Origin of the sequence: Rhizobium sp. BK212, from assembly GCF_014197475.1 — a bacterium.
GTDB classification, from domain to species: domain Bacteria; phylum Pseudomonadota; class Alphaproteobacteria; order Rhizobiales; family Rhizobiaceae; genus Rhizobium; species Rhizobium anhuiense.
Genome location: NZ_JACIFS010000009.1, coordinates 44649 through 67202, shown reverse-complemented (window position 1 = coordinate 67202; position 22554 = coordinate 44649). Strand labels below are relative to the sequence as shown.

At 61.8% G+C, this 22554-nt stretch carries 18 protein-coding genes; 6 read left to right on the top strand and 12 right to left on the bottom strand.

The genetic code is table 11. From position 1 onward, the window contains the following. Positions 1-32 precede the first annotated feature (32 nt). Complete coding sequence (locus FHT79_RS24865; RefSeq protein WP_047616876.1) at positions 33-2144, bottom strand: EAL domain-containing protein; 2112 nt, start codon at positions 2142-2144, stop codon at positions 33-35. Positions 2145-2598: 454 nt separating this feature from the next. Between FHT79_RS24865 and FHT79_RS24860 the strand changes: the two genes are divergently transcribed. Together FHT79_RS24860 and FHT79_RS24855 are read left to right on the top strand one after the other, a co-directional pair. After that, positions 2599-3075 carry a hypothetical protein gene (locus FHT79_RS24860; RefSeq protein WP_155295736.1) on the top strand — a complete coding sequence of 159 codons (477 nt, stop codon included), beginning with the start codon at positions 2599-2601 and terminating at the stop codon, positions 3073-3075. A gap of 9 nt (positions 3076-3084) precedes the next feature. Continuing rightward, entirely contained in the window at positions 3085-5640 is a 2556-nt protein-coding gene (locus FHT79_RS24855; RefSeq protein WP_183904354.1) for an EAL domain-containing protein, read from the top strand. A 99-nt stretch (positions 5641-5739) separates the two neighbouring features. On the opposite strand, the gene FHT79_RS24850 is transcribed toward FHT79_RS24855, so the two are convergent. Next, positions 5740-6699 (bottom strand): LysR family transcriptional regulator, encoded by a 960-nt coding sequence (locus tag FHT79_RS24850; RefSeq protein WP_183904353.1) that lies wholly within the window; start codon positions 6697-6699, stop codon positions 5740-5742. A gap of 110 nt (positions 6700-6809) precedes the next feature. Here FHT79_RS24850 and FHT79_RS24845 point away from each other — a divergent pair, with 110 nt between their 5' ends. From FHT79_RS24845 to FHT79_RS24835, 3 genes are all read left to right on the top strand, one after another. Beyond that, positions 6810-7238, top strand: a complete 429-nt coding sequence (locus FHT79_RS24845; protein ID WP_183904352.1) for a DoxX family protein — start codon at positions 6810-6812, stop codon at positions 7236-7238. Positions 7239-7314: 76 nt separating this feature from the next. Further along, a complete protein-coding gene (locus FHT79_RS24840; protein ID WP_183904351.1) occupies positions 7315-8358 on the top strand; it encodes an AraC family transcriptional regulator in 1044 nt (347 codons plus the stop codon). Positions 8359-8731: 373 nt separating this feature from the next. Further along, positions 8732-8938, top strand: coding sequence for a hypothetical protein (locus FHT79_RS24835; RefSeq protein WP_246714052.1), 207 nt, complete (start codon positions 8732-8734; stop codon positions 8936-8938). 284 nt (positions 8939-9222) lie between these two features. On the opposite strand, the gene FHT79_RS24830 is transcribed toward FHT79_RS24835, so the two are convergent. The 4 genes from FHT79_RS24830 to FHT79_RS24815 form a co-directional block, all read right to left on the bottom strand. Further along, on the bottom strand, positions 9223-9933 hold the full coding sequence (locus FHT79_RS24830) for an RNA polymerase sigma factor (protein ID WP_183904349.1): 711 nt from the start codon (positions 9931-9933) through the stop codon (positions 9223-9225). 108 nt (positions 9934-10041) lie between these two features. Continuing rightward, complete coding sequence (locus FHT79_RS24825) at positions 10042-10368, bottom strand: cupredoxin family copper-binding protein (protein ID WP_183904446.1); 327 nt, start codon at positions 10366-10368, stop codon at positions 10042-10044. An 8-nt stretch (positions 10369-10376) separates the two neighbouring features. After that, a complete protein-coding gene (locus FHT79_RS24820) occupies positions 10377-10898 on the bottom strand; it encodes a DUF4142 domain-containing protein (protein ID WP_183904348.1) in 522 nt (173 codons plus the stop codon). 136 nt (positions 10899-11034) lie between these two features. Next, on the bottom strand, positions 11035-11382 hold the full coding sequence (locus FHT79_RS24815) for a DUF488 domain-containing protein (RefSeq protein ID WP_047616892.1): 348 nt from the start codon (positions 11380-11382) through the stop codon (positions 11035-11037). 205 nt (positions 11383-11587) lie between these two features. Here FHT79_RS24815 and FHT79_RS24810 point away from each other — a divergent pair, with 205 nt between their 5' ends. Continuing rightward, positions 11588-12727: a polysaccharide biosynthesis/export family protein gene (locus FHT79_RS24810; protein WP_183904347.1), complete on the top strand. Its 1140-nt coding sequence runs from the start codon at positions 11588-11590 to the stop codon at positions 12725-12727. Here FHT79_RS24810 and FHT79_RS24805 read toward each other — a convergent pair. Genes FHT79_RS24805 through FHT79_RS24780 form a run of 6 tightly spaced genes read right to left on the bottom strand, consistent with a single transcriptional unit; the run spans position 12724 to position 22546 of the window. After that, positions 12724-13656 (bottom strand): serine/threonine-protein kinase, encoded by a 933-nt coding sequence (locus FHT79_RS24805; RefSeq protein WP_183904346.1) that lies wholly within the window; start codon positions 13654-13656, stop codon positions 12724-12726. The two genes, FHT79_RS24810 and FHT79_RS24805, sit on opposite strands and share 4 nt — an antisense overlap. After that, positions 13646-15019: a type VI secretion system-associated protein TagF gene (tagF, locus tag FHT79_RS24800; RefSeq protein ID WP_183904345.1), complete on the bottom strand. Its 1374-nt coding sequence runs from the start codon at positions 15017-15019 to the stop codon at positions 13646-13648. Before tagF ends, FHT79_RS24805 begins: the two co-directional genes overlap by 11 nt. A gap of 10 nt (positions 15020-15029) precedes the next feature. After that, complete coding sequence (tssM, locus tag FHT79_RS24795) at positions 15030-18506, bottom strand: type VI secretion system membrane subunit TssM (protein ID WP_183904344.1); 3477 nt, start codon at positions 18504-18506, stop codon at positions 15030-15032. Further along, entirely contained in the window at positions 18503-20029 is a 1527-nt protein-coding gene (gene tssL, locus FHT79_RS24790; RefSeq protein WP_183904343.1) for a type VI secretion system protein TssL, long form, read from the bottom strand. Before tssL ends, tssM begins: the two co-directional genes overlap by 4 nt. Further along, positions 20026-21366: a type VI secretion system baseplate subunit TssK gene (gene tssK, locus FHT79_RS24785; protein ID WP_183904342.1), complete on the bottom strand. Its 1341-nt coding sequence runs from the start codon at positions 21364-21366 to the stop codon at positions 20026-20028. Before tssK ends, tssL begins: the two co-directional genes overlap by 4 nt. Then, the gene (locus tag FHT79_RS24780; RefSeq protein WP_183904341.1) at positions 21356-22546 is read right to left on the bottom strand and encodes an FHA domain-containing protein; all 1191 of its coding nucleotides are present in this window, start codon (positions 22544-22546) and stop codon (positions 21356-21358) included. The genes tssK and FHT79_RS24780 overlap by 11 nt, the downstream gene beginning before the upstream one ends. Positions 22547-22554: the final 8 nt, after the last annotated feature.

The following is a 22554-nucleotide window of genomic DNA, read 5'->3' as shown; positions in this document are numbered from 1 at the left end:
CCCTGCCGCAGCGTCCCTGCGCGGCGCCTCCCTCAGGAGACAGTTTCAGCCCGCAATTTGCGCGACCGGCCTGATATCCCGCGCAGAACCGCCCGGCGGGCCAATCGTTCGACCGCTACAGCCGCCGGTTCCGGCTTGGCATAGAAATAACCTTGGCCGATCTCGCAGCCGGCGTTCAAAAGGAAATCACGCTGGTTCTCGTCCTCGATGCCTTCCGCGACGCACCGTTTGCCGAGGTTGCGGGCCAGATCGATGATTGCCCTGATGATCTGTTCCGAGCGGATATCCTTGCCGATCTCGGCAACGAAGCTGCGGTCGATCTTCAGCTCATCGAAGGGGAAGTCGCGCAGATGCACGAGCGACGCAAAACCGGTGCCGAAATCATCGAGCGAGACCGACACGCCATGTTTGCGAAAACGGGAAATGGTTTCGATAATCTGATTGGCGCCGCGATTGAGGAAGACGTCTTCCGTGACCTCGATGGAAAAATCGAGCCAGTCGAGGTGGTTTGCTTCGACCGCCGCAGCGATGAGGGCGTAACCGTCGTCGCCGACCAACAGGGCCTCCGGCAGATTGATGGCAATCGACCCCACCCTGAGCCCCGCTGCTTTCCAGGTCCTCAGATCACGCGCGACGATGTTGACGATACAGCGCGTCATGCCTTGTATGATATGGCCTTCCATGAGCGGCAGGAAGCGGCCGGGCGGAAGGATGCCGAGCTGAGGATGGCGCCAGCGCACCAGTGCCTCGAAGCCGAGATGCTTGCCGGTCTGCAGATTGACCTTCTGCTGGTAGTAGACGACAAACTCGTCGCGATCGGCCGCGACGGCGAGGGCCGCAGCAAGCCGGTTCTGTTCCAGACGTTGGGCAAAGGATGCTTCATCGAAGATGACGGCTGTGTTGCGCTTGGCCTTGGCGGCATAAAGTGCCAGATCGGCGATGCGCATGAGCGTCGCCTCATCCGACGCGTGGCCGGGCACGACCGCGCCGCCGATGCTCGCCGAAACCGGCAGCAACCGGCCCTCGAAATGACATTCCGCTGCAATGGCTGCCACCGCGCGCCCGGCAATTCCTTCCAGCGTTGCCGCATCTGAAATTCCAGGAAGGAGAGCGGCAAACTCGTCGCCACCAAGCCTTGCGACGACGTCGCCGGTGCGGAAAGTCTTCTGCAGCGCACTCGCGACATGGCTCAAAACCGCATCGCCGGCGGGATGGCCAAAGCTGTCGTTGGTGGCCTTGAAGTGGTCGAGATCGACCAGCAGCATGGAAAAACCTGAGCCTGTCCGATCGAGCGAACCGAACAGCCCGTTTAGTGCCTCATTGAACGAAGATCGGTTGCCAAGGCCTGTCAGCGTGTCGGTATGCGCCAGATGCGTCAGTTTGATCTCGAAATCGAGAGTCCGGCGGTGCTCGGTGCGCAGTTTTATCAGCAGCGGTATGAAAAGGATGAGGGTCGCCAGGATCAGCGTGGCTGCGGTGAGGCTGAGGAGCACGGCGCTGATCAGGCGGGTATGATCGATGCTGACGTCGCTGCGGTCATGCGCGCTCTCGATCAAGGCGCTGAACTGACGCATGAGCATGCTGTCGGAGGAAACAGCGAAGTCGATCGGCCCCCAGAAACTGTAACGCTCCCGTCGATCCTGCAATTTCGCGGACACGACGCGTTCAGCTCTTTGAAGGAAGTCCTCCAGCCGCCCGTCAAGTTCCAGCCGCAGCTTTTCAGACGCGGCATCCCGCCCGTTCAGCTTTTCGAGAAGATTTGCTTCGACCTCGATATTCAACGCGTTCAAATCTGCGCTCATGGCGCGGATGTCGTTAATCGCGTTTTGGACGTCTTCCACCATCGGCCTGACGATATACTCCGGCATATTCGGGTCGGTGGAAGCGCGCATGATCGCTCGCGTCTGATTGGCAAGCTGCTGGAAGCGAATGAACTGGCGCCCGATCAGATAGCTGATGTTCTGCTGCAGGGAATGGCGATCAAGCGCCACCTTGACCGTCAGGAAGGTTGCCCCGATCAGCACCGTCATCACGACGACGGCGACGATGTAGTGTCGCCCGATGGAGCGGATATATTTCGCCACGGAGGAATGGGACTCGCCGGGCGGCATCACCGTGTTTTTCAAATCCGATCCCACCACCATTCGCGCTCCATCAGAAAGATACAAGCCGGCTGAGCAGCCGCCGGCATGCGGACGGTTGCATCACGATCATTTATTTAGAGATCGGCCATCATGGCCCTGTCCGCGCCTCGAGCACTGGCGCCGGAAATAGAAGGGTCACGTCGTGCGTTCCCCGGACCGCTGTCGCGATCGGCATTTGCTGTCAACACTGCCAAGGGAGACTTTCAGCGAACCAACGCCGGTGCGGCTTTGCGCATCAACAACCGCTGCCCGGAATGCTCCGGAGTTTCACCATCTGCGCTGCACTTGGAATAGGGGCCGTCATATGCATACCGATTATTGAACATTCCCACCTCTGATAGACGCGATCGATTGACGACAGCGCGGATTTTTGGCTCGTCCCTGAACCCGTCATCATGGCGGAGAAGTACAAGCAGCACCTCATTCGAATGACTCGAAATTGTGGACCAGCTGGTTGAAGAAGCGTAAACGCTTTTGTGAAAAGGCAATAAAACCAGTTCCTTGCGAAGAATTCGGTACAAAATCGTCGCGATTTGGCCACGGGATTCGGATTTCGGACAAGGCGCCCACCCTTGCTTTTCCGATCGATTGGCTTTGGCTTGTCAGTGTGTCTGGTTTGGACATCGGCAACGTCGGCTGGGCGATGAAAGCCAAAGGACGCGCAGGTTGGGATCTGCGCTCGAAGCGAGGATATCCAAATTGCGCGGCCCGATCCGTTTCGCGCGTTGAAAGTTGCCGCGGCGCAAGAGAGGGCAGCGATCTCTTAATTTTCCGACCGCAATATTCAGGCCAAGCCGACATGCTCGGTCGCAGCGGCCGGTGCCTTTGCGATCGGAAACTTCGGGCCTTCGTTTTCGCCTCAAATGACTTGGGCGGCCTTCTTGGAAGAATTCTCGACTGGATGGATGATGCATTCGGTTGTCCATGGTGAGGAAGATCCATGATGACGTTGTCTCAATCGCTTCGGCAGCCGGCCCTTTTCACGGAAGGGGACGAGCAGAGGCGAGACGGATCGCAGCATCAGGACGCCGCCGTCGACCGGGAAGCCCTTCTCGAAGCGTTGCTCGGCGCATTTCCCCTGCCGGTCTTCTATAAGAACTCGGAGGGGCGCTACGCCGGCTGCAACAAGGCTTTCGAAGACTTGCTTGGCCACAGGCGCGAGGAGATCATCGGGAAAACCGAGTTCGATCTCAATCCGGAGCACCCGGCTGAACTCCAGTTCACGTGGGATGAGAGATTTCTCGAAGGGCGCGGAGGCCGAGGCTTCGAGAAGAAGATGACTGCCGCGAGCCAGACGGTGCGGGATGTTGTCGTCAACAAGGCGGTGTTCACCGGGCACAACGGCGATCCGGCCGGGGTGATCGGCGCCATCGTGGACATTACCGAGCACAAGCAGGCGGAGCGGGAGCTCAAGAAAGCGCTTGAATTCGCAGAGGGGATCATCACCGCCATTCCCGATGTTCTCTTCGAGGTGGACGAGGACGGCCGCTACCTTCAGGTCTGGACAAGAAACCCAGAACTTCTGGCTCAGCAGAAGGAGATGCTGCTCGGCAAGACGGTCAACGAGGTTCTCGCGCCTGACCAGGCGGCCATCGCGATGGAGGCTCTCGCGGCTGCCGGCAAAGAGGGCGTTGCCTATGGCCGATGCATTCGGATCTCCTTGCCGAACGGCGAGACCCGATGGTTCGAACTCTCCGTCGCCAAACGGCCGAGCGCCGATCCGACGATCACCACGCTCCTCGCACTTTCGCGTGACATTACCGAGCGAAAGCAGGCGGAGGAAGCCGTCAATTCCATGCGGACGCAGCTGCTCAGCGTGCTTCGGACCATTCCTGATATGGTCTGGGTGAAGGATATGGGCGGCGTCTATCTGTTGTGCAACCACGCGTTCGAACGACTGACAGGTAAGGCGGAGTCCGAGGTTGTCGGCAAATCGGATCTCGAACTGTTTGGTGCTGAAAGGGCTCAGGTCTTTCTGGAGTCGGATAAAGCGGCGATCCAGGCAGGAGGTACTCTGGCCTCCGAGGAATGGGTCATCTCCCAGGAAAACGGTCAATCCGTTCTTTTTGAGACACGCAAGGTTCCGGTGCTGGGCGCGGGAGGAGACGTCGTCGGGGTTCTCGGTGTGTCGCGGGATGTGACTGAGTTGAATGTCTCGCGCCAAAAAATCCACCAGATGGCCTTCTACGATACTCTGACCTCGCTGCCGAACCGATCGCTGTTCAGCGATCGACTGCGGCAGATGATCACCGCTGCCGTATCGCGTGGCCAACGCGCCGGCGTGATGCTGATCGACATCGATCATTTCAAGGCGGTCAATGATACGATGGGACATCCCGTCGGCGATCAGTTGCTCTGCCAGGCCGCCGCGCGGCTGAACGAAAGCGTTCGCGACTATGACACCGTTGCGCGCCTCGGCGGCGATGAATTCGCGATCCTGTTGCCGGATATCCGGCAAGGTGACGATCTCGGCCGGATGGCCAACGCGATCCTTGAAAAGTTCAAGGAACGTTTCCTGCTGGACGGCCAGGAGTTGTTTATTTCTTGCAGCGTCGGCATCGCGCTCTATCCCGATGACAGCGCTGACGCCAACGACCTCGTGAAATACGCCGACTCGGCGATGTATCTCGCCAAACGCTCGGGGCGAAACAGTTTTCGCTTCTACTCGAAGGACCTGACGGCGAGCGCCGAAGAGCGCATGCGGCTGGAATCGGAATTGCGCCGCGCGATCGAGCGCGGAGAGTTGGAATTGCACTACCAGCCCAAGGTGCTTTTGGACAGCGGCGCCATAGTCGGCTGCGAGGCCTTGTTAAGATGGCGTCACCCCGAAATGGGCATGATCCCTCCCTCGAGCTTCATTCCGGTTGCCGAAGAGACAGGGCTGATCGTGGAGCTCGGACGATGGGTGCTGCGCGAGGCTTGCCAGACAGCGGTCGAATTCAACGCCGATAGCCGGTCACCGCATAAGGTGGCGATCAACCTGTCGGTCAAACAGTTCCAGTCCGCCGGACTGGTAAGATCGATCGCCGAGATTCTCGACGAGACCGGCTGCCGCGCGGAATGGGTTGAAATCGAAATAACGGAAAGCCTGCTGCTGGATCAGAAAGACGAAACGCTGCAGATGCTTTCTGAACTTCGAAACATGGGCTTTTCGATCGCCATCGATGATTTCGGCACCGGCTATTCGGCGCTGAACTATCTCGCGCGCTTTCCGATCGACACGCTAAAGATCGACCGGTCTTTCATCAACAGCGCGGATAAACGCAACGAGGAACTTGTGAAGGCAATCCTGTCCATCGCCCGTTGTCTCGGACAGAATGTGGTGGCGGAAGGCGTCGAGACCGCCGAGCAGGCAGCCTTCCTGGTGGCAAATGGATGCGGTTCGGCGCAAGGCTTCCTTTTCAGCAAAGCTCTGCCCAAGACGGAAATCATCGCTCTGTGGCTGCGCTCCCTGGCCAACGGCTGCTCCCCACGCGAGGAGCGGCCTTGCATTTGAATTCCATCACGCAGGGAACATCGTCGAACTGAGCGCAACGTGGCGATCACCCCGTCTCCAGGCGACGCCGCCCTGGCGCGGGTAACATCCCTGTTGCCGTCAGCTATCGGCTTCCATGAGGCCGCGTTCGACATCCTCCTCCGACGGCTCTCGGCTTCCAGCCGCGCCTGAAAGCCTCGCCTGGAACGCCGCCGTCAACCATCTCGCAGCGGGCCCCGGCGGGTTTGCAACATTGCGGACCGCATGGATGGGCAGCTCGCCCTGGTCGAAGGCAGGAAACCGGAGACGGACGAGGCGGCCTGCAGCGAGATCGTCCTTGACCACGGATGCGGGAAGGCCGCCCCAGCCCAATCCGCCGAGGATGAACAGATGTTTCGTCGCGTTGTCGCTGACCCGCCAGGTCTTGAGAGAGAATACATTGAAATCCCGGCCCTTCGCCGTTCCCGAAGCATCGAAGACCACCAGCTGGGTTTCGTCTCGCACGTCGGCAAGGGTCAGCGGCCGGCGCAGCGTGGCAAGAAGATGATCCGGGGCTGCGACGGGGACCATCGCCGTCTGGCCGATCCGCTCGAAAACGATCTGATCGCTTTTGACTGCCATAGTGCCGCCAAAGCCGACGACGGCCCTGCCATGAATTACCTCGTCCATGACGATCACAGGTGTCCCCGCCGTTACTTTCAAGGAGACGGTGGGATAGTGGTTGCGGAAGGCACGCAGCACCTCGACGACGACGTCCGAGGGGACAATGGAGCTCATCGCAACGTTGAGCTCTGCCTCCAGACCGTCGCTCAAGGCCTGCACGCGAGCCCGCATCAGATCGAGATCGCCAAGCAAGCGGCGAGCATCCTCGACGACGGATCTGCCGGCCTCCGTCAGCTCCGGTCGTCTGGTGCCGGAACGGCTGAAAAGCGCCACCCGCAGCTGCGCCTCCAGGTTGGCGATCGTATAGCTGACGACCGATTGCGTTCGGTTAAGGGCGCGGGATGCAGCGGAGAAGCTGCCTTTCTCCACCACGGTCAGGAAGACCTGGAGCTGATCCAAAGTCGGGTGAGGCTGCATATCTCATCGATCCTGTCGATAACTTTTCTCGAAAGTTTAGCGGTTTTCGCGATGAGCTTCCAGCTTTATCTATCCCGCGCGACGCACCACATTTTGCTCCAGAGGTTCGCATGCCCAACACCGCGACTGTCTTGCCTGCACCTGCGGGCAAATGGCTCCAGATTGGGCTGTGGGCCGCGCAGGTGCTGATCTTTGCCGCCTTCACCCTGTTCGGCGGCATGAAATTTTTCATGCCGGTCGATCAATTGGCGGCGATGTGGGTATGGCCCGGCGAAGTCCCTGCATGGTTTCTACGCCTGATGGGTGTCATCGATTTTGCGGGCGGAGTGGGCGTGCTGCTGCCTGCCTTGACCCGCATCCAGCCTCGCCTGACGGTGCTGGCGGCGCTCGGCTGCGTGCTGCTGCAAATCGCCGCGATGATCTTTCATCTCTCCCGCGGCGAAGCCCCCGCCGTGCCGCTCAACGTCATCCTGCTTGCTCTTTCGGCGTTCATCCTGTGGGGCCGCGGCAGGCGGGCGCCGATCGCGCCACGCCGATGAGGATGGCGGCCGAGCGAGAAGTCCCCTCGGCTCTCAGCAAACGCAGACATTCATCATTGGCCAGAGGTAACCGGGAGTGCCGGACGTAAGTTGGAACACCTTCGACCATCTGTCGTTTGCCGGGGCGGATCTGCAGGAATTCTCAACGTCGCTTTCCCGTTTGCACAGCGGAATCCAAGTGAGATCGGAAAGTCAGCGGAATACGAAATATCAGGTCAATATGGTTCGCACGCGGGGGATCTCGGTCATCGCGAGCCGCTATGACGGCGATTTCTCGATCCACTTTCCCGCATCGATCGACACAGCCATGGTTCTCATTCCGCTGACCGGGAGCGCGATGGTCGCGGTCGCCGACCGTAATTTGCCGTCCATCCAAAACAAGGGCGTCTTCGTCGATCGGCTGTCGGACAATCGGCTGCGCATTGCCGGCCCCAGAACGCATCTTTGCCTTAGGCTGCCCCACTTCGAACTGACCCGGCGTATCGAAGCCCGGTTGAATGCCTCGTTGAGGGAGCGTCTCCAATTCGCAACCGAGATCGATCTGTCGCAAGGGCCTGGATTGGACCTGGCGCGGCTCGCTATGGCCATGCATCACGGCTTGGCGGGTGAAACCCTCCATAAATCGCCTGCGGCGCTTGGTCATGTCCTGGGAGCAATGCTCGAGCTTCTCCTCGACGCCCTACCGCACAACTATTCCCAGGAATTTTCCCGCGACAGGGAAGCTCCCGTTCCATGGCACGTCAAGCGCGCGATCCACTACATGCATGGCAATATTTCCCGGGCGATGACTCTCAAGGAAATTGCTGAAGCATGCGGCGTCAGTGCCCGGACCCTGCAGGATGGCTTTCGAAAATTTCGCATGACGACGCCGATGGCCTATTTGGAGCATCTGCGTCTTGATGTCGTTCGCCAGGAACTTTCATCGACCGATCCCGAGCAATCAGTGAGAGTCATTGCGCAAAAATGGGGCTTTGCCCATGTTGGCCGGTTCTCAGGTCAATATCGAAAGCGCTTCGGCGAACTGCCATCGCAAACCCTTCGCAGGATTGTCGAAAATCCAGCCGATGTCGGGACGGCGGATTCAGGCCGCTCCCGACCAAGGGCGCTTGCCAAAGGATAAAGGAGCCGACCTTCTCCTTTTGATCTGGCTTGCCGCTGTCCTCGATATGCACTGGTAGAATTTGCAATCTATAAAGGTGAAAAAATCACAACCTATGATATTTATAAAATCTTTGGTTGCGGTATCCAATTGTCGCATCTCTGTCCGTTAGACGCAGCAAAGCCGGCAAGTGCGCCGCTGTGCACGCTAAAGTAAGAGTTTGTTAAGGCTGATACGGCGTTTACTAGCCATACGAACAGGCGCAACCCACTGAAATAAATAGCGAAGATGTTCCGGTTGATCGGCGAATGAAGCATGCCGGATCCTCGAGCCGTCGGACTTGGAGACATGAGAGTTTCCGATCCTCCCAGATTGTCAAGAATAGCGAATGCTCATGGCTGAAATCATCCCATTTCCAAACCAGGCCCCCAACACCTCGATCGACGTTCACGACCTCAACGTCGCAGGCGTACTGTCCGGAGATCCGGATATGGAACAAATGCTCCAGGCGCGTGCCCGGATCCAAAAGGTTCTGGACGAACTCGACAGATTAAGCGGAACGCTGCAAACCGGTTCTGCATCGACAGGCGCCGCAGGGTAACCGCCCCCTTTCACTCGGATGATTTCTCGGCAAGGCGGAGCGGAATGCAAAGCGGCCGGCCGTGAACGGGATCGGTGATGACCCTCGCCTGTACGCCGAAGTCGTCAGCGATCATCGCCTCGGTGACCAGTCGGCACTGTCAGCGATGCCGTCTGGAATACGGCCGGCGGCATTCTCGCAGCAAATCTGATGCTCGATGATGTCGAGAAGATATGGGGACCGACTCCTTCACGCTAAGCGCCGGACCACCTCGGCCAAGATGCAGTTCTACAGGCTGCCCGACATCATGGCGTCTTGTGACGAAGGGCGGCGATCACACGATCGGCCATGAAAGCGCAGCGCGCGCCATCGAACGGAAACAGCGCCGAGAATGCACCGGAAAGCTGTTTTTCGATCGACTGCCGCATCAGCTTTCGCGCCCGGTGCAGCCGGGTCTTGGCCGTTTCCGGCCTTATGCCGAGGTAAGATGCGGCCTCGTCCGTGCCCATGCCTTCGACATCCCGCAGCACGAATATAGCGCGAAAATCATCCGGCAGTTCGTCGACAGCATTTTCGAGGAGATGTCGCGCCTGGCTCCTGGCGAGTTCGGTTTCCGGATCGGTCGCCGACAGGGAGGACGGAAACTGCAATACGTCGCCACCCCACCTCGTCTGCATGTCGATTTCCTCAAGTCCGGTGGTGTTCTTTTGCCGCCGCACGCGCCCCAGCGCCTCGTTGAGGGCAATGCGGGTCAGCCATGTCGAAAACTGTGCATCGCCCCGGAACGTGGCCAGATTGGTGAACGCCTTGATATAGGCGGCCTGGACGATGTCTTCGGCCTCCGCATCATTGCGGATGATGGCGCGCGCCGTCCGGAACAGGCGCCGATTGTGACGCTGAATGATGGCGCGGATGGCAGGCTCGTCGCCCATTCTTGCCAGGGGTACGAGTTCGGCGTCGGACAGTGTCGATATTGGCCGCCGGTGTCGCTCGGCCGGTACCGGAATGGCTGTCATGGGAATTCTCCCCTTGCTTGCCGTCCTTCGATCGGAGCCCGGCCCTAAAGCCTTTTGTTTATGCATGCCGGTATCCCGGAACCGCTGCACACTTCCGGGCGACATGCATTAGGGCCGAACATCCAGTTTGCCCGTCATGGCGGGATGAAAACGACAATAGAAATCAACGGCTCCCGCCTGGCTGAGCGTCATGCGGCCTTCCGATTTTGGCGGCAGGTCGAGATCGAAGCTTTTGTCGCGCGCGGTTGCCGTGTGCCGGAATATATCATCGTTTCGCCAGACGATCACATCGCCGACATGCAGCTCGGCAGGTGGCGAGCCAAATTTCATGCCGGCGATGGTGACCTGATATTCCGCCGCCGAGGCGACGCCGTTGCCTGCCCAAAGCAGCGCAGACAGCAGCGGGAGCCGCAGCGATTTGACCAGCGAGCCCATCGCCATGTCTACTTGATCATCGAAGCCAGATGCTCGGCATGCATCTGGTGCTCCTTGAACAGGGTCAGGCCCGTTTCCAGCAGTGACTTGAGCTCCTTATTCTCAGCCGAAGGAATCAGGATCTTGGCAAGCGCTGAGTTGACCGACTTGTGATAAGCGACTTCGTTTTCGACATAGGCCTTGTCGAATGCCGCGCCGTCGAGCGCCTCCAGCGTTTTCAGTTCCTTTGCTGCCTGTGTCGACAATGATTGGCTGACGGCGTTGTCTTCGGGCGTCACCTTCAGCTTCTTGACGAGAGCGAGCGCCTGGTCGTTGACGGCCTTGTGGTCGCGCTCCATGGTCTTGGCGAATTCGATGACTTCGGCGTTCTTGCTTTTCTTCAGCGCCTGCTCCGCGGCGGTGACATCGATCTGCCCAGCCGTATAGGCGATGTGGGCGATCTGAGGATCGGTCGGCTTGGGGTCCGCGGCGATCGAAGCCGTGCTTATGGATGCCGCCATGAGGGCGGCGGCGAGAATTCCTTTCAACATGGTCTGTCTCCCTTGTGTCGATATGACGATGCCTCCTGGCAGCAGCGGTGTGCGCCTTTGAAGCGGACATTGGATGCAGGTCCGTCGAAAAGGTTCCCGGAAATTACGGAGATGAAGAAACGGTTTGGTGTCGGTGTCAGTCCTTGCCGATGAAATGCTGGAGGACGATCGCGTGATTGTGGCGCAGATCTTTCGCAGCGTAGAGAAGTGTCGCGTCCGATTGCCGGATCTGGCGCTTCAATTCTTCGACGGCCGATGAATTTTCTTCCAGTTCGTCCCGGTAGCGGCGCTGGAACTCCGTCCATTTGGCGGGGTCATGGCCAAACCATCGGCGCAGCGCCGGGCTTGGCGCGATATCCTTCAACCAGATATCGACTGCCGCATCCTGCTTGCTCAACCCGCGCGGCCATAGCCTGTCGACCAGGATGCGGGTGCCGTCACTGTCTTCCTTCGGCTCGTAGATTCGTTTGATGCGCAAGGCCATTTGCTCATTCGCCATGTGTCGACGCCAATTTCGATCGAAAAGACGGGCGAAGGATTTGGTTCCACCGAGGGGCTGATGGTTGCCAATTAGTCACACATGCCTACCTCTGGACTGTCATAATTGATTTTTCGCGTGCAACTGGTATTGCTCGGTCGCATGCCGCTGATATTTTCCGATTCTCTCAATATTGCCAAAAGGATACTTGATGCGAAAGTTGGCGCCGCTCGTCCTTGTCGCAGTTCTCAGTGCCTGCGCCCGGCCATCGGATGGCCCAACCGCCGGTGGTTTCTACAATGCAACTGCCCCACAAAGTAGTGAGCGGATCCCGGTGGTCAGGCTCTCTGAAGCGCCGATGGGTGCGGTTGCGGTCACCCCGCTGGCCTATGCGGCCACGGATCCCGGGCTCAGCCTTATGCGCTCGGGTGGATTTGCCGATACGAAGCTGAGGCGCGGCGACGTCATCGAGGTGACGATCCTCGATCCCGGCGAAGATGGACTTTTCTCCTCGACCCAGAGCAAGACCCTCAATCTCGGCCGGTTCACCGTCGATTCGACGGGGAATGTGACGCTTCCCTTCATCGGCAAGCAGCGGGTGGTGGATTCCTCGCCGGAAGCCCTGCAGACGCGCATCGTCACCGGCCTCAAGGGCTCGGCGGTCAATCCGCAGGCCGTCGTCACCGTTGTCGACAGGCCCTCCAGCGGTTTCACCGTCAATGGCGATGTACGCTCCGCCGGCCGTTTCCCGCTCAGCGCACGCAAGGAGCGCGTGCTCGATGCGGTCGCTCTTGCCGGCGGTGCATCGTCGGCGCCAGGATCGGCGACCGTCACGCTGATGCGCGGCAAGCAACGCGCCACCGTGCCGCTCCAGCGCGTCATCGATGACAGCAAACAGAATGTCTACCTGCTGCCTGATGATCAGATCTATGTCGACAAGGACTCGCCGACCTTCACCGCTTTCGGCGCCTTCAAGAGTGTCGGCGAGTTCGAATTCGAACCGGGCAAGCTGACGTTGGCCCAGGCGCTCGGGCGCGCCGGCGGCCTGCTCGACGATCGTGCCGATGCAAGCAATTTCTATGTGCTGCGCAACCAGCCGGTCTATACGCAGGTTGCAGCCGCAAATGGCAAGAATGCCGCGCCGCCTGTCGTGCGCACCAAGCCGGTGATTTACCGGGTCAATCTGAAGGACGTTTCCAATCTGGCGTTGATGCAGCGGTTCCAGATGATGGATGGCGATATCATCTACGCCAGCAACGCCAGCCTGGTGGATTTTGCCAAGCTCTTCAACGTCTACCAGAAGAGCGTGCCGACGGCCGCAGCGCCGATCCCCGGATCGAGCGGCAACTAAGCGCCGACTGGACGTTTCGCGAGGCCGCCGAGCAGATGCAAGGCGGCTTTCGCATTCTCGGGCCTGTCTTCAGGATTGTGCTGTGACAGGCAGATCGCCAACGCCTCTAAAGCCTGAAGCTCTTCGCCTTCCTCGTCGCAATGATGCAGGAGCAGGGACAGCAGAAGTCCAGCGGCATAGAGATCGGATCGGCCGTCGAGCGATTCACCGGCCATTTGTTCCGGAGACACGAAATCCGGTTGGCCGGCGAAGGCGAGATCGAGTTGCCCGTGCCGGCACCCGACCTTGATCGCGATGCCGAAATCGGCGATCTTCAAATGGGAGAGGTCGCCATCGGCAAGGAGAAGATTGAGCGGCGACAGGTCGCAATGCACGGTGCCGGCGGCATGGATGGCGCCCAGCCCGGACAGCGCCGAAATTATGATCGAGATGACCTCATCCGGAGATAACGGTTGTTCCTGCAAGCGATCCGCAAGCCGTCTCCCGAGCCATTCCATGACCAGGGCCGGGCGTCCGTCGGCAAGGCGCAGAACCGCTTGTGTTTCAGCGATATGAGGGTGACGGAGCGTTGTGCCGATCTCGGCTTCACGCAGCATGAGCTTCCTCAGCACGGGGTCATCGGCGTGCTCGGGCCGCGGCAGCTTGATGGCATGAAGCGTTCCGAGATCACGATGGCGGGCACGATAGATTTGGGTCAGCGCGCCGTCATGGACCAGCGCCTCGAGCGCGAAGCTGTTGGCGATGACCCCGGGATCGGTATCGCTGAGGCGGGCCTCGCCTCGATCGAGCGCATCCCGGACCCGGTCGACCAGCATCTGCCGGGTCTCGAGCGGATACGGACTGTCCGCCCTGGCATTCAAGGCCTGCCAGAGATGGGAGAAACGTCGCGCGATCTCCTCGAAATCCGCGTCCGGAGGTTCACGGCTCATCGGTCTTCACATCGATCACGATGGCGCTGAGATTGTCACGGCAATTGGCGATCAGGCCCTCGTGGACGAGGATGTCGGCCGCCTTTTCGATCTTTGCGGAAAGCAGGATTTCGGCGATGCCGCGTTCAGGGATCGCATTCGGCAGCGGCGCGCTGCAGAGCAGCAGCCGGTCGCCGGCCTGCAGTCCGCCGAAACGGACTTCGGGGATGAGATGTCCCCGCATGCCGATGGCGCGCGAGAGCGTGCGCCGCAGGCCGATCTCAACATGGTCGCGGGTGAGGCAGCGCATCATGCCGTCCCGTAAGAGATAGCAGCGGGCATCGCCGACCCAGAGCAAGGCGCAGCTGTCCCCAAGCGTGGCCAGCACGACGATGCTGGCGGCCGACGGCTCGCGATCGGAGGAATGATAGGCCGATTGAAGCAGGCCGTGGGCGCGGCCGAGCTTGCCCTTGACCTCCTGCACCAGCGCTTCGATCGTCTGCTGCTTCGCCGTTTCGGCCAGCACGTGAACGGCGATCTTGCCGACTTCGGCCGCGGTGTTGTCGGCACCCACGCCATCGGCGATGGCAAAGAGCGAGGGCGTTTCCGAGACGAGCAGCGCATCGGCGTTGACGGCAAGCCTTGTTCCGGCATGCGTGGCATGGCTGTGCCGGAGCACCAGAGGAGGATGCGGTTCGACGACAACAGGACGCGGTGTCGCGACTGTTTCTGGCTGCGGCGCCGTTGAAACCACACTGGCACTCTCGCGCAGCAGCTTTGCGAAGTGAGCAGGTTCCGGGGCACCAGTGACGCCAAATCCCTTGGCCCGCCGCTCCTCGGGGTCGATCCGCCACCAGATCGTGCCGCGGCTGGACGCTCTGTTCTGCAGCGTCTCGTTTTCCGCGAGATCGGCCGGCCGCAAGCTCCTCAGCCGCTTCAGGCTTGCGGTGAAATGGTTGATCTCGAAATCCCGCTTGGCCGAGCTTTCGGCGATCGCTTCGGCCGCCGTGAACCACGTATCGTCCAGATAGAGTTGGCGCGGATGCTCGGCAAAGCCGTGAAGCTGTGCCGCGATGACTAGCGGAAAACTGCGCCCGACGCGGTCGAGACTGGGAAGCAGGACGCCGGCGACGGTTGCCGGTCCCCAGAGGCCGCGCTCGATGATGAAACGCCATGCCGGCATGAGGCGAAACCGGCGTTCCCAATCCTCGCCGAGGTCCTGCTGCGCTGCCTGCAATCCCGATTGCAGCCAGGCGTCGAGTGCTGTTTGCAGGCCGCGGCCGAGCCCCATCGAGACGAAATCGCCGTGGCTCGGCAGCTTGCCGAAGAAGCCGATCCTGTCGGTTTCGCTCGGGCTTCGGTCCAGGGCGGCGCGCTCGTTCATATCAGACCGGTCAGAATTGTGCCGGGCATGAGAAGGCGCCGAGCGCCTCCAGCCGGAATGGATTGAGCACCGAACCGAACTGAACGTCGAATTCCGCCGCGTGGCCGTCCTGCTGGAATTTCGCCCGGAACAGGTCGTCGCCCTGTATGGCGATGTCGGCATCGTCGAACAGCCGGAAGGGCGACCAATCGCCATTTTCCGTCAAGGCCTGCTGCCAGCCACCCGGCTGGAAGGCGAGGCGGGAAGCATTGCTTGCTTCCGTCGACGGCCAAGTGATCGATTTCGATTGGATCGGGCCGTGGAAATAGACCACGCGTTCGCCTTCGATCTCCAGCATCACGGCGCTGGCCGCCTCGGTCAGTGATACCGGCTTGACGTTGATCGTAATCGACGGGTTGTCGCTACCGGCCGGGAAGAAGGCGCGGTTGATCTTGTCGGCATTTTCGAACTGGGCGATCGCCGTGCTTGGAATGCTCGCTGCGCCGAAGGTGCCCTTCCAGCCCCATGGCGACGCGCTGGTGTCGACGAAGGCTTCGAGCTTTTCCTTGAAGAAGGTCTTGAACAGTCCCTCCGGCCCGAAAAGCCTGATGAAGTCGCTCATCGCCACGTCGCGCGGGGATTTCCGGTCGAAGGGATAACGGCCGGTGACGACGTTCGAGCAGAAGCCTGCGCCTTCGGCCGCCCATGCGTCGTTGATGCGTGAGCGGGCGGATTTGACCGCCAGCGATCCGACATCCGCAGCCAGCCCGGCCATCCAGCTGTCGACCGGCGCCGGCAGCTTGCGGGCCTGCTGCAGCAGGTCCTGATTTGCGTCTGTCAGCTGACTGTCGACGTCGAAGACTTTCGCGACTTCGGCGGTGGAGGTCGTGGCGCGCGAGAGCTGCTCCTGCACTCTCTGCAGGATCGGCTCGAGCTGCCCGATCTCCGATCGCGGCGCATCCTTCGGCTGCTCGGCAAGCGGCGATTGGCCGGCAGGCGCCTTCAGCGCTTCGCGCAGACGGCCGAACGGGTCGGGTGCATTCGCCGCGCTGGCAAGCGCGGTGGTCGACGCGGGCAGGCTGTCGCTGGCGGCCGAGGCGATTTCCGCGCCGGGTCCACGCAGATCGGTGGTGGCGACGATCGATTTGGTGATCGTCTCGACCGGACCGGGCTTGCCCGCCAGGATGCGGGTGGTTTCTGCCGCATCGCCGATCGTCTGGGAAGGTTTTACCCTGATATCGGCCAGGATCGTCGACCAGCGCTGCTCGAACGTGTCGAAGTAAAGCTGCAGCGTCGCCTGGGCGACCGTATCGACCGTCACGCCGGCAGGATTGGGATCGCCGCGGACCCATTGCTCGTCGAGCGCCGCGCGCGCGGCGTCGGTGATCCCGGTGAGAACGACGGTGCGGTAGCCGGTTGCGGAGAAAAGGCCGGGAATGCCTTCGCTGAGCGGCGCCTTGGAGGTTCTCTCGAAAGCCTGTTCGCCGAGCGGCCCGAGCGCGCCTGCCGGGCTCCAGGCGGGAAGGGCGCGGGACTCGCGATATTCCGCCAGGATGTCATAGGCGCGGCTGGCGATATTCTCAGAGCGGATGATGTCGCGCGCCTTGGCGATCAACCTCTTGTCCAGCTCGATCGGCGGCAGTGCGCCGCGCGCCATCACATTGGCATGGGCGATCAACGCCTGCCGGGCCGCGGCCCTGCCTTCGTCGGGGTAGAGTTTCGTGAACATGTCCTCCGCCTCAAGCGAGGCGAAGTCTGCATCCATGGGACCGAGCCCGCCGAGCATGCCGTAGAGCTTCAATGCGTCGAAGGTTCGGGTGACGTCGGTGGTTTCGCCCATGTCCTTCTGGAGCTGCACCAGCATGCGCGGCAGGAGCAGCGCGTTCAGCGCCCGCTGATAGGCCTCGCGCTGGCGGCTGGCGACCTTGCCTTCCTGGTCGAGGCCGAGGCTCACCGGCCAGACGCGGGTCTTCGAAAAGTCGGTGGTGACGGCGGCGAGATTGTCGAGCGCCGGCAGGATACGCAGGAAATCCGCATCCGAAACGTCGCGAACCGGCACGCCGCGCGCCAGTTGCTCATAGGCGTCTATGCGCCTTTCGGCGGCGGCGAGCGCGGTGGTGTTCTGGATATAGGTGGCCGTCCAGCTTGTCAGCACGACGGCCAGCAACAGCACCGCGCTCGCATAGGCGGCGCGGCGGAAGAGGAGCTGCCGGCCGGAAAGCCGCTTGTCGCGGGCGACCAGCGAGGCTTCGCCGAAGATCACCTCCTTGAAGAGACGCGGGAGGAAATAGCTGCGTCGCATGCGGGGAACGGCGACCGTCTCCTCCCTCTGGGTGCCGGAAGCGAAATAGATGCCGCGCAAGAGCGGCGCCTCCACCAGTTTCGAACCCGAGCAAAGCTCGGTGACGACCTCGTGCAGACGCTCCTTCAAAGAGGTGAGTTCGGCCGGAAAGCGGAAGATCCGGCCGCGCAGCTCCGGATTGGGTTCCTGCTGCAGGCGTTCGATCAGCATGGCGTCGACGCGCTGCTGCAGCAGGGTGAATTCCTCCATGAAGCGTTCCGGCAGGTTTGCCGCCTTGTAGCTTTCGTCGAGGCCGAAGGTCGTGCCCCAGACCTGTTCGCGATCGCTTTTGTTGAAACCGTCGAAGAATTCCACGAAGCCGGTCAGGAGATCGGCCTTGGTCAAAAGCAGATAGACCGGCACGCGGGCATGCAGGAGTTCGTCGAGCTCGGAAAGCCGCTGGCGGATCGCCCTGACCTCCTCGCGCTGTGCCTCCGGATCGCGCGTCAGGAGATCGCCGATCGACAGCGTCACCAGCGCGCCGTTGATCGGCTGCGAACGCCGGTATTTGCGTAGCAGGCCGAGAAATCCTTCCCAGCCGGCCTTGGCGGCGCCATTCAGATCGTCCTGCGTCGTATAGCGGCCAGCCGTGTCGATGAGGATGGCCTCGTCGGTGAACCACCAATTGCAGTTGCGCGTGCCGCCGATCCCCTGCACCGAATTGCTGCCGAGCGCATCGCCGAGGGGGAATTTGAGGCCGGAATTGGTGAGCGCCGTCGTCTTGCCGGAACCCGGCGCGCCGAAGATGACGTACCATGGCAGCTCGTAGATATAGCCGAAACGCTTCTTGGTGATGCGGCGCAGCAGCTGCAGCGCTTCCTTGAGCCGATTGTGGATCTCACCCACCTCGGCTTGCTGGCTGGCCGCCGCTTCGGCTTCCGCGTCCCGCTCTATGCCTTCGACGAGCTTTTTGTCGCGGCGGCGGTCGCGGATGGTGGTGAAGACGAGATAAGCAAACCAGGCGGCGATGATGATGCCGATCAGCGTCAGCCGCGCACTGGCGCTCGCCAGCGGCTTGAAATCGCCATAGGCGGCGAGATAGCCGTAGAACCAGATGACGACGCAGATTGCCGCCACCCAGATGATCGAGATGAAGCGCCGGCCGAGGAGGCCGGCATAGGCCTCCACATAGGAGCGCAGCGTATAGAAATAACTGAGCGGGTTCATCGCGAACCACCTCCTGCAGCAGGCGCCGTCGGGTCATCCGGCATGTCGGCCCGGCGCGGTGTCGTCATACCCGCATCGCTCAGCCGCTCGCTCGGATCGGTTAGCACCAGGATCTCAGTGCGACGGTTCATCTCCCGGCCCTCCGGCGTATCGTTGCCGGCGATCGGATCGGTGTCGGCACGCCCCTCGGTCAGGATCGCGCCCGGCCCGGTGAACGAACTGAGGATTTCGCCCACCGCCTTGGCGCGGGCTTCGGAAAGGTGCCAGTTGGAGGGGAACTGGACGGTGCGGATCGGCACATTGTCCGTGTAGCCCACCACCACGGCGCGGAAATTCTCTGCGGCCAGCGCGCCGCCGATCCGCTGGAGAAGATCGTGGAATTTCTGGCTGACCTCCGCGCTGCCGGTGGCAAACAGGCCGGAATTGCTGATCCGGACCAGCAGCCTGCCATTCGAGTCCGAAAGCGTGACCAGCTTCTTCTCGACCTCCGGTTGAAGGAAGGCGAGCAGATTGTCGAGCCGGCTCGGCGGTTTCACTTGTGGCGGCGGCGGCGGGGTTTCGGCGACGACAACAGGCGGCGGCTGAGGGGGCGGTTCGGGCACCTTGACCAGCACGCTCGGCATATCACGCGGCGGCAGCTTGGCGAGCCGCTCGAAGGTTCCGTCGGAGGCGCGATTGAGCGAGAGCGTGAAGAACAGATAGCCGAACGCCAGGATCAGGGTCAGAAGCGAAAGCAGCGTCCAGATCGCGGCCGCGGTGCGCAGCGGCTGATGCCGGGCCGAAACACCCTTCCAATGGGGAGACAGCTCCCGTTCGAACACGCCGTACTGGCCGAGCAACGTCTTGTAGAGACTGTCGCGGATGCGGCCGAGCTCCAGCCCGCCGCGCGCCGAGACGCGGGTGCGGCCCTCGAAGGCAAGCGACAGGCAGAGATAGATGAGCAGCAGCAGGTCCTTGTTGGCGCCGGGGCTCTGCTGGAAATGATCGAGCAGGTCGAATACCCGTTCGCCGCCGGTCACGTCCATATGGAAGGTGGAAACGAGACCCGAGCGGGCCCAGCCGGCGCGAACGCCCCAGGCCTTGCTGAGCACGACATCGTCGACCGTCGCGCAGACGACGTAGTGGGCGGCGCGCGCGCGCTCGGGGCTGATGCGGGCGCTCGCCAGATCGCGCTCGTAGCGGCCGACGGCTTCGATCGCCAGCTGGCGCAAAGCGTCGATCTCGGGCTGTTCTTCCGTGTAGCGCAGGGCATGGGCGAGGTTGAGCAGCGGTGCGGCCGAGCGTACCAGCGTCGGCACGTCGTCGGCGCCGAAGCGAAAATCCCGGACGAGGGTTTCGATGGACGCGGCGCTCTTCGGAGGTGATCCCACCGGCGGCTTTCCTGCCTCACTTTCGGGAAAGTCGAGGACGTCATCCAGCATCTCCGCCATCTTGCGGGCGGATTGCTTTTTCCGAGTGCCATCCTCGGTGAGTTCGACGATGGTCGGCAGGTTCTGCCAGGTGGAGGCGGGTTCGGTCTTCATTCTCTGAGGGCCCACAATTCTATTTCAAGCCCGGGGAAATCGCCGGCAAGATGCACGGCGATGGCGCCCGAAGTGTCGAGTTGTTTCCAAAGCGGGTTTTTGGTGTCGAGTTCGAAATAGATGGTGCCGGAGCGATAGGGGAGCTGGCGCGGCAGCACCGGCAGCGGCCGCACGGGAATGCCCGGCAGCGCCACGTTGACGAGGTCGGCGATGCGCTCGACCGGGCCGACCTTGATCTGCGCCGGCAGCTTGCGGCGCACGTCCTCGGCCGGCATCTCGGCCCGGACCGCCAACACGAATCCGGCATCTCTGAGCAGCGAACGGTCGTTGATCGTGCCGATCCTGACACCATGCCGGCGTTCGGCCAGCTCGATTGCCACGGCCGCCTGTTCGAGCACGGAGGACAGCGAAGCGCGCAGATCGTCGAAGACGGCGGCGAAGGTCGCCTTCAGGTCGTCGTGCCGGTAGGGCGGGAAGTCGCTGGCGCGTTTGCGGTCTGTCGTGAAGGTGGCGAGCTCGCCGGCAAGCTGGATGCAGTTTTCGTAGAAGACGATGGGGTGGATCCGCGTCGCATTCGCCGAAATATGTTTCAGCATCGGGTCGGCGCGGTTGAGGATCTGCAAGAGCAGGTAGTCGCCGACCTCCGCCGTTCCTCGAATGGTGGGGTCGCCGATCCGTTCGGCGATCGCCTCCGCGCGGTGGCGCACGATGCCGAGCAGTTCGGTGATCAATTCGTTCAGCCGTCCCGCGGCCGTGCAGTTGAGACTCGGCACGATATAGTCCGGATCGAGGATCACGGCCCGGTCGGAGCGCACCTCGATGATGCGGGCAAGTCCGATGAGCTCGTAACCGGCAAGCTCGTCGCCGGTCCGGAGATAACGCAGGCTGAGGCGGCCGACATCGATCGGCGCCATGAAGTCGGTCTCGACATTGGCATCGGGCGCTTCGTAGGGCGAGGCGACGAGACGGACGCTGTTGCGTGCGGCGCCACCGTTCAGCGCCACGTCGGCCTTGCCCGGCTGGCGGGCGGGAAGCGCCAGATAGATGATCGTATTCTTGGTGTTCTCGTCGAGATCGAGCGGCGGCGGCAGATCGGTATCGATGGGGGCTTCGAACGGCGTTCCGTCGGGCAAGACGCCGCGCAGGTTCGACAGCGCGAATTGGCCGATCGCCAATGCGCCGCGGTCGATGCCGATCTCGGCCACGCCCCAGGGATAGGGCGACAGGCCGTGCGTCGCGCTGCGCACGAGCCGCTCCGTCCAGCGGTCCGCCTGCTGAAAATGCTGCACGCGAAGGAACATGCCTTCGCTCCAGGCCACCCGGTTCTCATTCCTCATGACGCGTGTCTTTTCCTTCCTGCCTGTCTTGCGGACGAGGCCCTGCCTGCATGCCGTCCACCGCGCCTGACATCGCATCGCGGAACACGTCATGGATCGAGCGGCTCTCGCCGTCTTTTTCGAATAGTGCCCGGTAAGCCTGCCAATAGGCCTGGTCCCGGCGCCAGGGCAGGCGCCAGGCGCCGGTCTCGACCCGCGCCTCGATGATGCGCGGCTCCAGCCGGCCTGCCGCCTGAACGAGAGCCTCGAGCGTGGAATTGAGTTTGAGCTGCTGCCCAAGCATGGTCTCGAAGCGGGCAAGGAGCGCTTCCTCTCTGCCGCCGGCCAGGAAATCCTGCTCGCCGTCGGAGGATGGCGCGTTCATCTCGAAAACCGCATAACTATTCTCGATGGCTTGCTCGAGCCGGACAAGCAGCGGCTCCAGACGATCGGCGAAGGCGTCGGGCCGGCCGATCGCCAGCGCCGGAAATCCCTCGGGCTCCGGTTCGGGCCGCGGATCGTTGTCGTTGATGATCCCGATCACCGGCGCCGGCCGGCGCTGGGCGATCGGCACGGAGACATGGGTGGCGGCCCCATGTTCCAGGTGGCTGCCGTATTCGGTCTCCTCCACATTCCAGTCTTCCGGCAGAAGCTGGGTGGCTGATCGGATCTCCGGGCCGCTCCAGCCGATCTCGACACTGCGGGATGAGGCCGTTCCGATTTTCCCGGCCTTTTCGGGAAGACCCCAATCATCGACCGCACGCTCGCCAAGGATGCCGTTTGCGGTATGGCCGCCCGGAGCGATATCGGCCAGGATTGCGGAGATGGTCAGCGGTTCGTCGCTCAGCATGAGAGCGGCATCGGGATCCTCGATCTCGCGGTCCTTGTCGCCTGATATGTGGACGGAAAAGGCAAGCCCGCCCATCTCCAGCCGCGACCTGTCGGAAAGCCGCACGATCTGGCCTTCATGCACGGCGATGCCGTTGACCCGGGAGCCGTTTGCGCTCTGGTCACGCAGCAGGAAGCCTTCGCGGTCGCGCTCGATGATGCAATGGAGCTTGGAGATGGAGCGCCGATCCTCCGGCAGCCGCCAATCGCAATCGGGCGCCCGGCCGAGCGTTCGCCGGCCGCGTTCGAAGAACCATTTCGGCTGGCCTGGCGCCATCGCGTCGCTGGTGATCTCTTTCAGTTCAAGCCGCATCTTCGTCT

Bases quoted from the DNA above. Each gene is read 5' to 3' on its own strand.
- FHT79_RS24820 (WP_183904348.1), bottom strand. From the start codon at position 10,898: ATGTTGAAAGGAATTCTCGCCGCCGCCCTCATGGCGGCATCCATAAGC.
- FHT79_RS24815 (WP_047616892.1), bottom strand. From the start codon at position 11,382: ATGGCCTTGCGCATCAAACGAATCTACGAGCCGAAGGAAGACAGTGAC.
- FHT79_RS24780 (WP_183904341.1), bottom strand. From the start codon at position 22,546: ATGCGGCTTGAACTGAAAGAGATCACCAGCGACGCGATGGCGCCAGGC.
- tssL (WP_183904343.1), bottom strand. From the start codon at position 20,029: ATGAAGACCGAACCCGCCTCCACCTGGCAGAACCTGCCGACCATCGTC.
- FHT79_RS24850 (WP_183904353.1), bottom strand. From the start codon at position 6,699: ATGCAGCCTCACCCGACTTTGGATCAGCTCCAGGTCTTCCTGACCGTG.
- FHT79_RS24810 (WP_183904347.1), top strand. From the start codon at position 11,588: ATGCGAAAGTTGGCGCCGCTCGTCCTTGTCGCAGTTCTCAGTGCCTGC.
- FHT79_RS24835 (WP_246714052.1), top strand. From the start codon at position 8,732: ATGGCTGAAATCATCCCATTTCCAAACCAGGCCCCCAACACCTCGATC.
- FHT79_RS24805 (WP_183904346.1), bottom strand. From the start codon at position 13,656: ATGAGCCGTGAACCTCCGGACGCGGATTTCGAGGAGATCGCGCGACGT.
- FHT79_RS24830 (WP_183904349.1), bottom strand. From the start codon at position 9,933: ATGACAGCCATTCCGGTACCGGCCGAGCGACACCGGCGGCCAATATCG.
- FHT79_RS24825 (WP_183904446.1), bottom strand. From the start codon at position 10,368: ATGGGCTCGCTGGTCAAATCGCTGCGGCTCCCGCTGCTGTCTGCGCTG.
- FHT79_RS24865 (WP_047616876.1), bottom strand. From the start codon at position 2,144: ATGGTGGTGGGATCGGATTTGAAAAACACGGTGATGCCGCCCGGCGAG.
- tssM (WP_183904344.1), bottom strand. From the start codon at position 18,506: ATGAACCCGCTCAGTTATTTCTATACGCTGCGCTCCTATGTGGAGGCC.
- tagF (WP_183904345.1), bottom strand. From the start codon at position 15,019: ATGAACGAGCGCGCCGCCCTGGACCGAAGCCCGAGCGAAACCGACAGG.
- FHT79_RS24845 (WP_183904352.1), top strand. From the start codon at position 6,810: ATGCCCAACACCGCGACTGTCTTGCCTGCACCTGCGGGCAAATGGCTC.
- FHT79_RS24855 (WP_183904354.1), top strand. From the start codon at position 3,085: ATGATGACGTTGTCTCAATCGCTTCGGCAGCCGGCCCTTTTCACGGAA.
- tssK (WP_183904342.1), bottom strand. From the start codon at position 21,366: ATGAGGAATGAGAACCGGGTGGCCTGGAGCGAAGGCATGTTCCTTCGC.